This window comes from Streptomyces sp. NPDC058665, assembly GCF_042714995.1.
Lineage (GTDB): Bacteria > Actinomycetota > Actinomycetes > Streptomycetales > Streptomycetaceae > Streptomyces.
On record NZ_JBHXRX010000014.1, the window covers coordinates 12951 to 28193 of the forward strand.

Annotated in this window: 16 protein-coding genes and 1 tRNA gene; 6 read left to right on the forward strand and 11 right to left on the reverse strand. The window is 71.4% G+C overall.

The window, feature by feature from the left end; translation table 11 throughout:
• Window positions 1-18 precede the first annotated feature (18 nt).
• The 3 genes from ACFWV8_RS11355 to ACFWV8_RS11365 all read right to left on the reverse strand — a co-directional run bounded on the left by ACFWV8_RS11355 (window position 19) and on the right by ACFWV8_RS11365 (window position 4320).
• Window positions 19-1713: a sugar transferase gene (locus ACFWV8_RS11355; RefSeq protein WP_384199880.1), complete on the reverse strand. Its 1695-nt coding sequence runs from the start codon at window positions 1711-1713 to the stop codon at window positions 19-21.
• The gene (locus ACFWV8_RS11360; RefSeq protein ID WP_384199882.1) at window positions 1710-2903 is read right to left on the reverse strand and encodes a glycosyltransferase; all 1194 of its coding nucleotides are present in this window, start codon (window positions 2901-2903) and stop codon (window positions 1710-1712) included. The genes ACFWV8_RS11355 and ACFWV8_RS11360 overlap by 4 nt, the downstream gene beginning before the upstream one ends.
• A gap of 94 nt (window positions 2904-2997) precedes the next feature.
• Window positions 2998-4320 carry a DUF3344 domain-containing protein gene (locus ACFWV8_RS11365; protein ID WP_384199884.1) on the reverse strand — a complete coding sequence of 441 codons (1323 nt, stop codon included), beginning with the start codon at window positions 4318-4320 and terminating at the stop codon, window positions 2998-3000.
• A gap of 87 nt (window positions 4321-4407) precedes the next feature.
• Between ACFWV8_RS11365 and ACFWV8_RS11370 the strand changes: the two genes are divergently transcribed.
• The 4 genes from ACFWV8_RS11370 (at window position 4408) to ACFWV8_RS11385 (ending at window position 6512) form a co-directional block, all read left to right on the forward strand.
• A complete protein-coding gene (locus tag ACFWV8_RS11370) occupies window positions 4408-4683 on the forward strand; it encodes a chaplin (protein ID WP_384199886.1) in 276 nt (91 codons plus the stop codon).
• A gap of 149 nt (window positions 4684-4832) precedes the next feature.
• Window positions 4833-5072, forward strand: coding sequence for a chaplin (locus tag ACFWV8_RS11375; protein ID WP_329386554.1), 240 nt, complete (start codon window positions 4833-4835; stop codon window positions 5070-5072).
• A 277-nt stretch (window positions 5073-5349) separates the two neighbouring features.
• A complete protein-coding gene (locus tag ACFWV8_RS11380) occupies window positions 5350-6030 on the forward strand; it encodes a hypothetical protein (protein ID WP_384199888.1) in 681 nt (226 codons plus the stop codon).
• Between the two features lie 140 nt (window positions 6031-6170).
• Complete coding sequence (locus ACFWV8_RS11385) at window positions 6171-6512, forward strand: hypothetical protein (protein ID WP_384199890.1); 342 nt, start codon at window positions 6171-6173, stop codon at window positions 6510-6512.
• Window positions 6513-6646: 134 nt separating this feature from the next.
• Here ACFWV8_RS11385 and ACFWV8_RS11390 read toward each other — a convergent pair whose 3' ends face one another.
• Window positions 6647-7315 carry a vitamin K epoxide reductase family protein gene (locus ACFWV8_RS11390; protein ID WP_384199892.1) on the reverse strand — a complete coding sequence of 223 codons (669 nt, stop codon included), beginning with the start codon at window positions 7313-7315 and terminating at the stop codon, window positions 6647-6649.
• Between the two features lie 329 nt (window positions 7316-7644).
• Entirely contained in the window at window positions 7645-8151 is a 507-nt protein-coding gene (locus tag ACFWV8_RS11395; protein WP_384199894.1) for a DUF5949 family protein, read from the reverse strand.
• A gap of 176 nt (window positions 8152-8327) precedes the next feature.
• Between ACFWV8_RS11395 and ACFWV8_RS11400 the strand changes: the two genes are divergently transcribed.
• The gene (locus tag ACFWV8_RS11400) at window positions 8328-9584 is read left to right on the forward strand and encodes a cytochrome P450 (RefSeq protein ID WP_384199896.1); all 1257 of its coding nucleotides are present in this window, start codon (window positions 8328-8330) and stop codon (window positions 9582-9584) included.
• Between the two features lie 28 nt (window positions 9585-9612).
• Here ACFWV8_RS11400 and ACFWV8_RS11405 read toward each other — a convergent pair whose 3' ends face one another.
• A complete protein-coding gene (locus tag ACFWV8_RS11405; RefSeq protein ID WP_384199898.1) occupies window positions 9613-10806 on the reverse strand; it encodes a winged helix DNA-binding domain-containing protein in 1194 nt (397 codons plus the stop codon).
• A gap of 221 nt (window positions 10807-11027) precedes the next feature.
• On the opposite strand from ACFWV8_RS11405, the gene ACFWV8_RS11410 reads away from it, so the two are divergent.
• On the forward strand, window positions 11028-12050 hold the full coding sequence (locus ACFWV8_RS11410) for an NAD(P)/FAD-dependent oxidoreductase (RefSeq protein ID WP_384199900.1): 1023 nt from the start codon (window positions 11028-11030) through the stop codon (window positions 12048-12050).
• Window positions 12051-12160: 110 nt separating this feature from the next.
• Here ACFWV8_RS11410 and ACFWV8_RS11415 read toward each other — a convergent pair.
• The 5 genes from ACFWV8_RS11415 to moaC form a co-directional block, all read right to left on the reverse strand.
• Window positions 12161-12234, reverse strand: a tRNA-Ala gene (locus tag ACFWV8_RS11415).
• A gap of 60 nt (window positions 12235-12294) precedes the next feature.
• Entirely contained in the window at window positions 12295-13347 is a 1053-nt protein-coding gene (gene glpR, locus ACFWV8_RS11420; RefSeq protein ID WP_384199902.1) for a gephyrin-like molybdotransferase receptor GlpR, read from the reverse strand.
• A 142-nt stretch (window positions 13348-13489) separates the two neighbouring features.
• Entirely contained in the window at window positions 13490-14113 is a 624-nt protein-coding gene (locus ACFWV8_RS11425; RefSeq protein WP_384199904.1) for a GNAT family N-acetyltransferase, read from the reverse strand.
• A complete protein-coding gene (locus tag ACFWV8_RS11430) occupies window positions 14110-14634 on the reverse strand; it encodes a molybdenum cofactor biosynthesis protein B (protein ID WP_384199907.1) in 525 nt (174 codons plus the stop codon). The genes ACFWV8_RS11425 and ACFWV8_RS11430 overlap by 4 nt, the downstream gene beginning before the upstream one ends.
• Complete coding sequence (moaC, locus tag ACFWV8_RS11435) at window positions 14631-15200, reverse strand: cyclic pyranopterin monophosphate synthase MoaC (RefSeq protein ID WP_384199909.1); 570 nt, start codon at window positions 15198-15200, stop codon at window positions 14631-14633. The genes ACFWV8_RS11430 and moaC overlap by 4 nt, the downstream gene beginning before the upstream one ends.
• Window positions 15201-15243 lie beyond the last annotated feature (43 nt).

Sequence of the window (15243 nt, forward strand, 5' to 3'; positions counted from 1 at the left end):
CCTCGGGCGTCGGCCACGTCAGCTCCCCGCCGGGCGTACGAGGGAGAGGGCGGTTCGGATGATGATGCACACGTCCTGCCACAACGACCAGTGGTCGATGTAGTGGTTGTCGAATCGGGAGCGGTCCTCGATGGAGGTGTCCCCGCGCAGCCCGTGGACCTGCGCGAGACCGGTGATACCGACGGGCATCCGGTGGCGTGCCGCGTAGCCCGGATGGGTCTTGCTGAAGTTGGCGACGAAGAAGGGGCGTTCGGGGCGGGGGCCGACGAGGCTCATGTCGCCCCGCAGGACGTTCCAGATCTGCGGCAGTTCGTCCATCGACGTACGGCGCAGGAGATGGCCCACCGGGCTCATCCGCCGGTCGTTGGCGACGGACCAGCGGGTGGCCGCCTCGTGGTCGTCGGCCGGGCGCAGGGTGCGGAACTTCAGCAGGGTGAAGGGGCGGCCGTGCTGTCCGATGCGTTCCTGGCGGAACAGCACCCCGGGGCCGTCGAGGAACCGTACGGCGAGCGCGCACGCCAGCAGCACAGGTGAGATCGCGAGCAGGATGGGGGCCGCGACGGCGATGTCGAGCAGCCGCTTGGCGAGGGTGCCGCGGCGCGCGGTGGGCGCGGGGACGCGGCGGCAGGTGAAGCCCCAGAGGTGCTGCGACATGGCGCCGCCGACCCCGGCTCCACCGATTCCGCCGATGAACCAGGTGGCGCAGCCGTACTCGTGGAAGAGCGCGACGAGCCCGGTCCGGTCGGCCTCGGCGCCGGGGATAGTGCCGCCCCTGGTGTCGTCGAGGAACACCGCGTGCCGGACGCCGTTCTGGATGACGGCGCGGTGGATCTCCTCGATGGTGCTCAGTACGGGGAGCACGGGAACGAGAATGTCGGCGTCGGTGTCGGCCTCGGACGGGTACTCCTCGGAGGGGTACTCCTCGGAGGGGTACTCCTCGCCTTGCGGGTCAGTGGTCCCGTCGCCGGTCCGCTCGCCGCGGGCGGGGGCGACGATGCCGACGGGCGCCAGGCCGTAGACGGGGTGCCGGGCGAGCAGCCCCGCGAGCCGCCGTGCCGCCGGCCCTGTGCCCACGACCAGCGCGGAGGTGAGCCGGCTGCGCGCCGTGTGCCGCCGGTAGCCGTGGACGAGGGCCCGGCCGAAGCAGGCGACGACTAACTGGGTGGTACTGCCGGCCACGAGAGCGGTGAGGCTCAGCGTGTGCCCGGGGAAGAGCGCGGCCAGCAGTGCGGCGGCGGTGCACCACGCGATGAGGATGCGCGCGCCCAGCGCGGGGAGTTCGTCCAGTGCGGTGCGCGGTTCCCACCGGCGGTAGAGCCCGGCGTACGTGTTGAGAACGGCGACGCACGCCATGAGCGGCACGATCAGCGCCAGGTGATGCTGTGCTGAGTCGAGTACGGCGGTGCCCAGCAGGGCCCCCGTCCAGTCGGCGGCGATGAGCGGCAGCGCGAAGCGCAGGGGCGCGGCCGTACGGCGGCGGTGCGGGAGCGCGACACGGTCGGACCCGTCCTGCTGCGGTCCCATCGGGACGAACCCGAGCGGCCGCAGGCCGGTGGCGGTGAAGGTCACCCCGACGGGCTCGGCCGGTCCTGTGAGCGTGCCGGGGCCGGGGCTGCCGGGTTCCTTGCTCAGCGGTCCGGCGCCCGCCGCCGCCGGGTGGCCTGTCTGTCCGCGCCCGGAGGGTGCGGGGACGCTGGTGCTTTCCGTGGTCACTGGGAGATCGCCTCCCTGCGCTCGGAACACGGCACGGCGGCGACGTCGCGGTACACGTCCGCGATGGCCTTGGTGGTCTGCCGTAGGTCGTAGGTGCTGCGTACGTGCTCGTGGCCCTGGCGGCCGAAGTCCTCCCGCAGCGCCCGGTCGCGCAGCAGCGCGGTGATCGCCTTCGCGGTGGCGGTGTGGTCCTCGGGCGGGGTCAGACAGTGCGCCCGCTGGGCGGGCGGCAGGCTCTCGCGGGCCCCGTCCACGTCGCTGAGCAGTACGGCGCGCCCGCTGGCCATGGCTTCGAGCGGCGCGACCGCCATGCCCTCCCAGCGGGAGGGCAGTACGACGAGGTCGGCGGCGCGGTACCAGGGCGCGGTGTCCCGTACGGCCCCGGCGAAGAGCACCGACGGCGGGGCGCCCGCGCGCAGCCGCTCGGCGTCGGGGCCGTCGCCGACGAGCACGAGGCGGGCCTCCGGCACCGTGTCGAGGACCAGTGACCAGGCCCGTAGCAGGATGTCCTGCCCCTTCTGGCGGCAGATCCGGCCGACGCACGCGACGAGGGGTGTGTCCGGGGGGAGTTCGGCGAGTCGGGGAAGCGCGGCGCGGGCGGCGGCCGTCGATGCGAGGGGGCCGGCGGTACCGGCCGGGCGGAAGCGGTCGGCGTCGACGCCGTTGTGGACGACGGACCAGGGCGCCCGTACCCCGGCGCGCTCGCCCCGGCCCCGTTCGGCCTCGCTCACACAGACGACGCGCGCGGTCCAGCGGGCGGCCAGCCGCTCCCAGCCCCGGGCGAGGGCCGCGGTCGTACCGCTGACGGCCTCGAACGACCAGGCGTGCGGCTGGAACACGGTCGGGACGCGTCCCCGTACGGCCAGGCGCCCGGCGAAGCCCGCCTTCGCGCTGTGCGCGTGCACCACGTCGGGCCGGATCCGTCCGACCAGTTCGGCGACCCGGCGGATCTCGGCGGGCAGTCCGAAGCCGGGGTCGCGGGTGGCGTCCCAGATCTCGGTCTCGGCGCCCAGCGCGGCGGCGTCGGGCCCGAGTCGCCCCCGTTCGGGGCAGGCGACGACGACCCGCATTCCGGCGGTGACCTGTGCCTGGACGAGATCCGCGACGACGCGGCCCACTCCTCCGTCGACCGGCTGGACGAGATGGAGCACCGTAAAGCCGGAACCGGGTCTGTGCGTTGGTGGGCGCACGCGTAACTCACTCCGTTCGTGGACTCAGGTGTCATGAGGTCGGACAATCCGGTAAGTCAGAAAGCGCCGCTGAAACACGGACGCGCGAGCCGGCTCAGCGCCGCGCGTCCACCGCGACGAAAAACGCGCCGAGCCAGACCGAGTCTCGCCCGGTCCGGTAACTGACGTTCATAGTGTCGCCTCCCGGGACCAGCGCTTCGCGCAGGTCGAAGATATCTGAGTCATATCCGAGAGTGTTCTTGTAAGCGGGTTTTCGTTTAATCTGATTGATACCGTCATCTGCGATGCTTGAATTCATCACATCGCCCGCCGGATTGACCCTGTCGCCGATCGAACGAGCATTCCCGCGCCCTGTCCCGACGGTCAGTGATTCACCGCCCGCCCCGGAGTCACCGTCGTACGAGACGACCCCGATGGCGCCCTCCGCGCCGGCCGGCGTAGGCAGCTTCCCGAGCCCGGCCCGCACCTGCGGATGCTCCGCGTCGAGCGCCTCGAAGCCGTCCCACACCACCAGATGACGCAGCGGGTCCTCGGCCCTCTCGTACGCGACGACCATCGTCCAGCCGCCCCACGCGCCTGCCGCCGTCCGGCCCATGGCGACATTGATCTGCGCCACCGTGTACATGCCCGAACCGGCGAACCGCACCAGCGGTGTGATGTCCGCCGACGCCTGGTAGGCATCGGCGCCGCCGGCCGAACGGCGGCCGATCAGCGTGTCGGACAGGACTTCCTTGTACGCGCCGCCGGGTTCGGCGATCAGCACGCGGCCGTTGTCCTCCGGCGGCTTCTGCTCACCGACACGGAGGTTGCCGCCCCAGTAGAGCCGCGCGTAGCTCACCTTCCCGCCGGCCGGTACGCGCAGTTCGCCCCGGGTCGAGTTGTAGGTGTTCGGGTCCTCGTCGAGGTCCGTGTAGAACATGTCGTACTGGTCGTTGGCCGCCGTGGCGCTGTCCCGCGCGGCTTCGCAGGCCGATGCGGCTACGGGGGTGACCGGGGTGAACCGGCCCGTGGTGCGGCAGGTGATGGCCGAGTTGGCGACCCGGACGATGCCACCGTGCTGGACGGCGTGATAACGCTCGCCGAACGGAATGCGGGGCGCCTCGTCCGCGAACCCGTCCGCGGAATCCTCCGCGACCTCCGAAACTCCCGGCGCCGCCACGGCAGTTGCCGACGAAACCGGGGCCGGAGTCACTGCGACGGCGGTCGCCGTCACCGTCGCCGTCACGGCGAACAGCAGACCCCTCCTTACAGCATGAACCACGCAATCGCGCATAGGGACTCTCCGACCGGAAGAACGAAACGCCAGTGCACCCTCACAGAGCGCGGAATGAAAATCACGTGAGCCGCGCAGGACCGAACCGAAGGCACAATCGCTTTCCCGGAATAGGGCCGTGCTCAAACCAGCACGCGCCGCCATTCGAACTCTTCGGGCCAACTCGCGTTTCCCGGAGGGCCGCCGGTCGTTGAGTCTGTCGCAGCATTGGCAAATCGAAAGGAAATGGTCATGAACCGAGTCGCCAAGTCCGTAGTCATGGCAGCGTCGAGCGCCGCCCTCCTCCTCGCCGGTGCCGGTATGGCGTCGGCCACCGGTCACGGCGGTCACGGCTCAGGCGGTTCAAGCGGCGCCTCCGCCGAGGGAGTCGCCGCCAACTCCCCCGGTGTCCTCTCCGGCAATCTGCTCCAGATCCCGGTCCACGTCCCGGTCAACCTCTGCGGCAACACGGCCGGCCTCGCCGGCCTGCTCAACCCGACCTTCGGCAACACCTGCGTCAACGCCTGACCCACGACGGTTCCGACCGTCCGCCGCGGGAACGGGCCGGTTTCTTCACTCATTCGGGCCGCAACCGATCAGCACCCCCCGCGTTGATCGGTAAGTCGGGCGACCGCGCCCGTACCCCCCACTCCCATACGACCGAGGAGCTCATCCCCATGTCGCGTATCGCCAAGGCTGTTGTCCTGTCCTCCGCGGCGGCAGCCGCCGTCGTCGGCGCCTCCGGTGCCGCCATCGCCGACAGCGGCGCCCAGGGCGCGGCTGTCGGTTCCCCGGGGTTCCTCTCCGGCAACGCCGCCCAGATCCCGGTGCACGTGCCCGTGAACGTCTGCGGCAACACCGTCGGCATCATCGGCCTGCTCAACCCGGCCTTCGGCAACACCTGCGTCAACGCCTGAATCAGACCGCAGCACGAGTGCCGTCACCCACGGCAAGAGCCGCTCCCCCGTCCCGGGGTGGGCGGCTCTTCCGCTGTACGGGGACGGGTGCGCCCACCCTTTCGGCTGCGACACGCATCCCGGACGAGTGAGATTCCCCGGCGCCCCGGCGCAGGTCAGCGGGGACGAAGCGGCCGGATGGCGGACACGGGGCGGGGCTCCGGATCGGTTGCGGGCGGCGGCCCCGCGACCCACGGTGAAGACGAAACCCCCTCTAGTGTCCTGAAAGGACCTTTTCATGCGTTCCCACGTCTCATCCCGCGCCGCAGCCGCCGTCGTCTGCGCCGTACTCGTCATGGGTACCGCCGGTACCGCCGCCGCCGTCACCGTCCAGGAGACGCCGGTGGGTGTCGGCGCCAGGGCCGTCGCCCCGATCGCCGACGCCGAGGCCCTCAAGCAGCAGACGCAGACGCTGAGTTCGCTGTCCGGCGCCATCAAGCCGGTCACCGACCTCCTCGACTCCGTCATCGCCGCGGACAACGGCCAGATCTCCGCCGCCGACGTCCAGAGGCACCAGAAGGCGATCAGGAAGGCCCTGAACGCCGTGCAGAACGCCGCGCCTGCCGCCCCCGCCAAGCCGGCGGGCCACATGGGCCACATGGACGCGACGAACGGCATGGGCGCCGACGACAAGGCCCAGGCCGCCGCCGACCTGAGGGCCGAGGCCGTCGACTCCGTGCGGCGGGCCACCGACGCGCTCCTCAGGGCGACGACCGCCAGGGACGCGAACGCCGTCGCCACCCAGTCGAAGGCCGTCGTGACCGCGCTGGTCAACCTCACCACCGCGCTCGTCATGAACGGTGGCCTGCCGGCCCCGAACCTGCCGGGTCTGCCCGAGCTGCCGCAGCTGCCCGAGGCCGACGTTCCCGCGCCGGCTCCGGAGCTTCCGGGCGTGCCGTCGACGCCGCAGCTTCCGTAGCACCACGCAGCGCCAGAACGGTCGTACCGGCCCCGTCAACGCGGGGCCCGTACGGCCGTTCGTCGTGTCCGGCGCGGTCGGAAATCGTTGATGAGGTCGAGATCAGGCAAGCGAGACTCCCGTCGAAAGAAGGACTCACCATGAAGCCCACGAAGCCCATGAAGCCTGTGAAGGTCGCCGCGGTCCTCGCCGGTTCCGTGCTGGCACTGGGCGCCGGCGCCCCGGCGTTCGCCGCCGGGAGCGTCCCGATGAGCCTGAACGGCGGACTCGGCGGGGCCCTGGAGACGGTCACCAACCAGGAGTCGCTCGACGCCCAGGTGGTGAACACGAACGCGCTGGACCCGAAGAACGACGGCTCGCTCGTCAGCAGCCTGGGAGACGTGGCGAAGGGGCTGGGCGGCGCCAAGGGCGGTAAGGGAAGCAAGGGGGGTAAGGGCGGCAAGGGCGGGGCGATGCTCGGTGGGATCCCGCTCGGTCAGTAGGCCCGCGGTCCCGCCCAGGTGGGCCAACTGCCGTACCACCGGCGGCCGCACGAACAGGCGCACGCGAGTGCGCGCTTCGTGCGGCCGCTTCGTCGTGAGGGCTCGTGCGGGCTCGCGGGGCTCGCGGGCGCGGGTCAGCTGGTCCAGAAGTCCCACCAGCGCGTCAGGATCAGCATCCCGATGATCCCGATCCACAGCACCGGCAGCACCCAGTGGAACTCCCCCAGCGCGGTGCGCAGTCCGGCGGGCGCGGGCAGGATCCGGTGCGTGACGTTGTACGTCGTCACGTAGGAGAACATCACGATCGTCGCGACCCAGGCCAGTGAGCACCAGAGGCAGAGGGAGCCGATGCTGTAGAGCGACTGGTACTGGAGCCACGTACAGAACCCGACACCGAAGAGCATCCCCGCGTTCAGCCCCAGCCAGAACCACCGCCGGTAGCGCGCCCCCGCGAGCAGCCCCGCCCCCACGCACACCACGACCGCGTAGGCCGCCAGCCCCAGCATCGGGTTCGGGAACCCGAAGACCGACGCTTGGTCGCTCTTCATGATGTTCCCGCACGACACCACCGGGTTCAGGCTGCATCCCGGCTGAAAAGCCGGATCCTCCAGCAGCCTGAACTTGTCGATCGTGATCACCCACGACGCCAGCACACCCGCCGCACCCGACACCACCAACAACCACGCCAGCACCCGCCCCGCACCGAAAACCCCCGGGGCGCTGTGCCGTCCCTCCCGCGCGGGCTCGTCCCCGTACCTGTGCGCGCCGGACGCCGGCGCCTTGTCGCTCACTGCTGTTGTCATGGTGTCTGCTCCACCGATTCGGTCACGCATTCGAAGTAGCGTTTCAGCTGTCCCCCTCAACACGCCGGGCACAGTGACTCAGGGGGCGATTACGGCGTTTGCCAGAGCATGAACTCCGTTCAAGCACCCCGATGGCAGCGCCTCACAGCGGTGCCCAAGCATCGTGCCGAAGCGGTCCCGCCCCCTCCGCCGACCCCGCCTCCCCCCACCGCCGCGCCGATCCCCACCCCCATCTACACCGCTCTGGTACGGGAGTGGGACGAGGCGGGACGTACGCTCCCCGCCACCGGAGGGCCCGGTCAGAAGGGGCTGTGAGCCGGGGCCGCGCGTCAGCCGCGCAGGGTGCTCACCGGCACCAGGCTGTGCGCGGCACCGGTCAGCACCGCCTCGTCGCCGACGAAGGCGCGCAGCGCCTCCTCGCTCACCGGCCTGCCGGGGATGCCCTCGGGCCACGGCTGGGTGGCGAGGATGAAGTACACCGCGCCCGTCAGGCGGGCGTCCTCCTCCCACTCCGGGGGGACGGCGCACTGGGCCTTCAGATACGGCATGGTCAGCACGGCCCGCCCGGCCTGCACCAGCAGCGTGATCGGGATGGCGGGCGACGCGGCGACATCGGTCAGCCCCGGGCCGGTCCTGAGACCGACCTCCTTGATGACGGCACGCATCGCCTCTTGACCGGCCTCCGCGCCGTCACAGCCGTCGCCGAGTGAATAGGCCAGCAGGAAAGGCGGGTTGCGCTCGTCGTCGGACTGCTCACCCGTCCAGGGAATTACCGTGAGGGTGCCGAGCAGAGGGGCGTATTGCAGGCTTCCCTGCGCGGTGTTGGAGAAGGTCATGCTCCGGCACAGTAGCGGCCCGCGGGCACGGGAGGTGAGTTCGCGTCACCCGAGTGGCGGAGTAGTCGCCCCCGTGTGCGAGAACAGCTCACGGATACCCCCGTCTGCCCTACGTCCGGCGCACGCTGATGTCACGTCCGGCGTGGGAAGCTCGAAGCCACGGAAGGAATGGACACATGACGCCGAATCTCGCCGATCCCTCATTCTGGCAACTGCCGCATTCCGAAAGGCTGGAGGGCTTCGCCCGGCTCCGCGCCGCCGGACCGCCGCGGTACTTCGTGGAGCGGCCGGGAGGCCGGCTACGGCCGGAGCGGGGCTTCTACGCGCTGGTCAGGCACGCGGACGTGGTGGAGGCCAGCCGGAACGCGGAGGTGTTCGGCAGCGCGCCCGGCGTCACCACCCCCGAGCCGGCCCGCTGGGTGCGGGCGGTGTTCGGGGAGTCACTGGTCAATCTCGACGACCCGCAACACACCCAGCTGCGGCGGATCGTCTCCCGCGCTTTCACCCCCCGCATTCTCGCCGCGACGGAGGAGGATGTCCGCTCGGTGGCGAAGCGCATTGTGGACGACCTGCTCCGGGAACGGCCGAAGGATTTCGTCACCGCCGTCGCGTCACGTATGCCGTTCGAAATCATCTGCAATCTGATGGGCATTCCCGAGAAGGAGCGTCCGTCGATCCTCGCCCAGGTGAATCGGGCGTCCGCGGAAGTGGGCGTCGCGCGGACGGTACGGCAGCGAATTCGCGTACCGGGAAAGGGACTTCGCGCACTGGCCGCCATGCAGGGAATGGTCGCGGACCTCGGGCGGCAGCGGCGTAGGAATCCGACCGGGGATCTCATCTCCGCGCTCGTGAACGCGGATATCGACGGCCAGTCGCTGAACGGCCGCCAACTGGGCTCGTTCTTCTCGCTGTTGATGGTCGCCGGGGTCGAGACCACACGTAACGCGATCGCGCACGGCCTGTCCCTGCTGACCGATCACTCCGACCAACGGGCCCTGCTGCTCAGTGACTTCGACCGGTACGAGGAGGGCGCCGTCGAGGAGATCGTGCGGCACTCGACGCCGATCATCCAGTTCCGGCGCAGACTGATCCAGGACCACCGGATAAACGGTCACGACTTCCGGCGGGGCGACCGGGTGGTGCTGTTCTACGCCTCCGCCAACCGCGACGAGTCGGTCTTCACCGACCCGGACCGCTTCGACATCACCCGGAGCCCCAACCCGCATGTGGGGTACGGCGGCGGGGGTCCGCACTACTGCCTGGGCACGTTCCTGGCGAAGCAGGAAATGAAGGCGCTCTTCCGGGAGTTGCTGACGAGATCGCCCGAACTGCGCTCCGTGGGCGCGCCGGTGCTGGTGCCGTCGAACTTCGACAACCGGGTCCGCTCGATGCCGTGCGCGTTCGCGGGAGAGCGCCGACCGCCCGGCCGATGACCGCCGTGCAGGTACGCGCTGCCGGGTGTCAGCCCGCCAGTTCGTCCTCCAGCCAGGTGCGCCCGCGCGTGCGGGGGCTGAGCCTGACCTCACCCAGGGGCACGGCGAGGCGCTCGGCCTCGCGCCGTACCGCCGCCTCCGCGTCGGCGCCGACATCCTCCAGGAAGCGGCACACGATCTCACCGCTCCTGTCCTGCGCCCAGCCGCCGACGACGCGGCCGTCCCACCACAGCGAAGGACCGATGTTCCCAACCCTGTCGAAGAGGCGCGGCCCGTGCTCGCCGAGGAACCAGCCGCGCTCGTGCCACCCCATCGGCGTGGAGTCGAGGGCCGGCAGCAGCGCGGCCCACGGCTCCGGCGGCACGGTCTCTTCCAGGTCGTCGGGCAGGAGCAGCCCGGTCGCCCCGCCGCCGAGGTCGACCTCGACCGGCCTCACTTCCGTCAGCACCCGCTTGACCTGCGTCTTCGTCCACCCCGCCCACCAGCGCAGATCGTCGGCCGTGGCCGGGCCGAACGCCCGCAGCCAGAGCCGGGCCAGCTCCTCCTCCGCGCGGTGGGTGTCCCCGTGCGCGAGGCCGCCGGGGAACCAGTCGGTCAGCGGCGCCCAGCGGTACTGGTGCGAGGTCCACGAGCCGCGTGGCCGGCCGCGTACCACCCGGCCCTCGGCGGCGAGCAGGAGCAGCAGTCTGCTCGCGACCTTCTGGGTGCCCTCGTAGGCCTTGCCTGCCGAGAGGACGACCTCCGTACGGAGGCGGGCGTCGTCGCCCGCGAGTTCGGCGGCCGTCGACTCACCGCGGGCGGCGAGCGCGCGTACGGCGATGTCCTCGGTCTCGGCCAGCCACGCCCGTACACCCGCCTCGTCGTCAGCGACCTTCGACGCGGCCAGGAACCCGAGCAGCTTGCGGCGCTCGCGCGCGGCCACGGCGTCCGAGCAGGCGGCCTGGAGCACGGGGGCCACATCGAGGGGGGTGACGAAGACGGTACGGCGCATGCCCAGCAGCCGGATGAGGGTGCGGTCCTCGTACAGGACGCGCTCCACCTCCCGTACCGAACCGCCGTTCGTCCGCGCCCAGATGGCGACATACACGGAGGACGGATCGGTGCTGTGCAGGGCGACGAGGTCACGCGCCACCTCGACGGGCCCGTCCGCGCGGGCGGCGACCGCCAGCCGATGCCGTACACCGAGCCGGGCCCGCCGCTCCGTCACATCGATCCGCCGCACCCCGCCACTCCTCCGCGCCTTGCCGGTCCTTAGCCGGCTCTTCTTCCCTACGGGAAGGGAAGCGTACGCGCGAAGAGGGTCACGAGGTGACGATGGCCGAGGGCTCTGCAACGCGTGCGTGACCGACCAGTGTTCCGCGCCTGGATCTCGTTCTACGGGCAGTCTTCGGTCCGCGGAAATAGACCCACCGGTCCGCGCGGGCGAACGCTAGGGTCCTGGACATGTTGAGGCCATCGGGGAGCAGGGACTTGGTCGTCGTCGGCGCCGGAATTGTCGGTGCATCGGTGGCTTATCACGCCGCTCGGGCGGGCGCCGACGTGACGTTGGTCGATGCCGGGCGGCCAGGCGCCGGCGTGACGGCGGACTCGTTCGCCTGGATCGGCGCGTCCGGCGTGCGGAAAGGTCCGGCCGCCGGGCTGCGGGCCACCGCGACGGCGGAGTACCACCGGCTCGGGGCCGAGTTGCCGGGGCTCCCGGTGACCTGGTCCGGCTCGCTGAGCTGGGCTAGGGAGGGCGGTGCGCCGGACGCCGGACCCGGGCAGACGATCGTGGACGCGGCCACCGTGGCGACACTTGAGCCCACTCTTCGGCAGCCTCCGGAGTGGGCTGTCTGGGTGCCGGACGACGGCGCTGTCGACTCGGTGGGCGTGACCGAGCGGCTGGTCGCGGGCGCTCGCGCCCATGGAGCCCGGGTAAGTCTGGACACGCCGGTCACCGCGGTCCGCCGGGGTCCAGAGGGCCGGATCGCCGGGGTTGAGACGGCAGCAGGACCCCTCTCCGGTGCGACGGTGGTGCTGGCGGCCGGAGTTGCCACGGCCGAGCTGGCCGAGCCGCTCGGCGTACGCGTCCCGGTCGAACCGTCGCCGTGTCCGCTGTTCCGGCTCAGCGCCCCGGCCGGTCTGGTCCGCACCGTGGTCAACACCGAGGACTTCGATCTTCGGCAGGTCGCCGCGGACCGGCTGATCGCCGCCGCGGACTCGCCAGAACGGACCCTTGCCGCCGTCCGGTCCACTTTCCATGGCGCCGGGAGCGTCGAGCTGCTCAGCACCCGAATCGGAGTGCGTCCAATGCCGGTCGACGGTGAGCCGATCGTCGGCCCGGTCGCCGAGGTCCCCGGCCTCTACGTGGCAGTGATGCACTCGGCGGTCACGCTCGCCGCGGCTGTGGGCCGCCTGGTCGCACGGGAGTTGGTCGACGGAACCGTTGAGTCGGCTCTGTCAGGTTGCCGCCCAGACCGCTTCTAGTGCCCGCACCCCGGCAATCGAGCCCTGGAAACGACGAAATCCCGCCCGATCAAAGTGATCGGACGGGATTCGTGAACCGCTTACGAGCCAGCTCGTAAACGGCCCTGCCGTGGACCTGTGGGGATTTGAACCCCAGACCCCCTCGATGCGAACGAGGTGCGCTACCAGACTGCGCCACAGGCCCTTGCGACGAGTGAAACTTTAGCACCACCGTCGGGGTGCTTGGAAATCCGTTCCTCGCCGGTCACTCGTTGGCCGCGCGGGGGCGGTCGTCGTTGTCGAACTGGTCGAAGAGGGGGGTGCGGCTGCGGTCGCGGGGGCGGCGGTGGGGCGGGGGGTCGGCGGGGGCGGGTTCCGGTGGGGTCGGTTCGGCCGTGGAGGAGCGGGCCGCGCTCCAGGTCTCCGGGTCGCTGACGTTGACGCCGCCCGTGGCGCGCGGGGCGACCGGGGCCGTCACGTACGTGGGGAGCGGGACCGGGACCGGTTCCCAGCTGTCGCCGCGGGCCGGGCCGCGGTCGCGCTGCTGGTCGACCCACTCCGCGTGGTCCGTCTGCTCGACCAGGGCGCGGCGGCCGGCCTCCTGGGGGGAGACCGAGGCGGCCGGTTCCGGGGCGGTGCGGGGTTCGGGCTCCTCGTCCGGCTCGGCCGGGGCCGGGGCCTGGTGGCGGCGGGGGCGGTTCTCGCGCAGGCGCTGCGCGGCGATCTCGGCCCTGCGGCGGTCCATCGTGAAGACGAAGCGGCGCCGCTCCTGGGCGCGCAGATGCACGATGTAGACGCTGAGGAGTACGGCGGGAACGCCCGGCGCCCACAGGAAGGCGAGCCCCTGGACGCCCGCGACGACCGCGCCCACCGTGAAGGCGAGGAAGAGCACCACGGTGGTGCGCCGGCGACGGGCGAGGACCTGGGACCGCTGGGCGCGGCGGGCGCGTTCGGCCGCCGCGCCGGACGGGGCCTCGCGCCGCGGGGGCGACGGTGCCGGTGCCGGTGCCGGGAGTTCCAGGCGGACTTCCGTATGGGCCGGGGGCGCGGAGAAGGCCCGGACGTCGACAGAGCTCGTCGGCTCCGCCGCCACGTCCGGCTCACCGTCGGGCCCGGCCTCCTCGGTGGTGCGGTCCCGCAGCTCCCTGGTGTACCGGCGCTCCATCGCCGCCCGTCCGGACAGCAGCCGGATGGCGGTGCTGAAGCGTTCCGTCGGACGGGCTTCGTTGAGCTCGTCCTGCCTGCGGAGCCACATCGGTACCAAGTAGGCGGCCCAGGCCCCGACGATGACTGCGTAGATGAGGCCGCTGCTGCTCACGGTTCACACCGTAGAGGTGTTCGCGCGACGGGATCCGCCAATTGAGCCGGTGTGTCGCACGATCTGGCTGATATCACGGACTTTTTTTGTGATTGTTCGGATCACTTGATGGTCGGATGGCGACCATTATCGAACACTTATTTCATTTCTGTGGCGCCCCAGGTCGCGCCTGGTGCCAGCGGTACAGGAGTCCTTCCGGCACTTCCTCGGCCGTCAGCGCGAAGACCAGATGGTCCCGCCACGCCCCGTCGATGTGCAGATAACGGGGCCGGGTGCCTTCCTCACGGAATCCGAGTTTCTCCACGACCCGGCGGCTCGGCCCGTTCTCGGGCCGAATGCAGACCTCGATCCGGTGCAGCCCCACCAGCCGGAAACAGTGGTCGACGGCGAGGGCCACGGCCGTCGGCACGACACCGCGGCCCGCCACGTCGCGGTCCACCCAGTAGCCGACATGCCCCGAGCACATCGAGCCCCAGGTGATCCCGGCGACGGTCAACTGGCCGACCAGACGTCCCTGGTACTCGATGACGAAGGGCAGCATCCGCCCCGCGTTCGCCTCGGCGCGCAGATGACGCACCATCTGCCGGTACGTCGGGCGCTGGGCGACCGGGGCGCCGGGCGGCGCGGGCGGGATCGTCGCCTCCCACGGCCGCAGCCACTCGCGGTTGCGCCGGTTCACCTCGCGCCAGGCCCGTTGGTCGCGCGACTTTATGGGCCGGAGGACGACATCGCCGTCCACCAGCGCCACGGGCCAGAAGGAGTTCATCCGTCGGTACGGGGGTGGTCGCCGCCGTGGATCTGGTCGACGGCGTGGACGAGCAGCCTGTTCACGACGGCTAGCCCGTCCCGTACACCGCCGGAGGAGCCCGGCAGATTGACGATCAGGGTCCGGCCTGCGACACCCGCGAGGCCCCGCGACAGCGCGGCGGTCGGGACCTTCCGGGCGCCCTCGGCGCGGATCGCCTCGGGGATGCCGGGGATCTCGTGGTCCAGGACGCGGCGGGTGGCCTCGGGGGTGCGGTCGGTGGGCGAGACGCCGGTGCCGCCGGTGGTGAGGATGACGGCGTACGACGCGGCCACCCCGTCGCGCAGGGCACGCTCGACCGGGTCACCGTCGGGCACGACCAGCGGGCCCTCGACCGAGAAACCGAGCTCCGTGAGGGCGCTCGCGATGATCGGGCCCCCGGTGTCCGCGTAGACACCGGCCGCCGCGCGGTTGGACGCGGTGACGACGAGCGCGCGGTACGGCTCCCGGGGCACGGTGCCGCTCTCGGCGGAATCGTTCATGCCGTGCCCCTCTCCGGGGTCCCGTTCGTCTGCGGCCGTCCGTCCGGCTCGGGAGCCCGGCGGGAGTAGCGGCCCGACTTCCCGCCGGTCTTCTCCTCGACCCGTACGTCCGTGATGACCGCGCCCTTGTCGACGGCCTTCACCATGTCGACCACCGTCAGCGCCGCGACGGACACCGCGGTCAGGGCCTCCATCTCCACGCCCGTGCGGTCCGTGGTCTTCACGGTCGCCAGGATCTCCACCGCGTCGTCCGTGACGGCGAGGTCGAGCGTGACTCCCGAGAGCGCCAGGGGATGGCAGAGCGGGATCAGCTCGGGGGTGCGTTTCGCGCCCATGATGCCCGCGATACGGGCGGTGGCCAGAGCGTCGCCCTTGGGCATCCCCTCGCCCCGCAGCAGTTCGACCACGCGCGGCGAGACCAGCACCCGGCCGCTCGCGCTGGCGGTGCGCGCGGTGACCTCCTTGGCGGAGACGTCGACCATGCGGGCCGCGCCCGCCTCGTCGATATGCGTCAGGTGGCCTTGTGGAGAAGGTCCGGGGGTCTCCCCCCGGGTAAACGCAGTCATCGCTGTGGCGCTCCCGGTCCGGGCCCGGCGGGGCCTGTCTGGC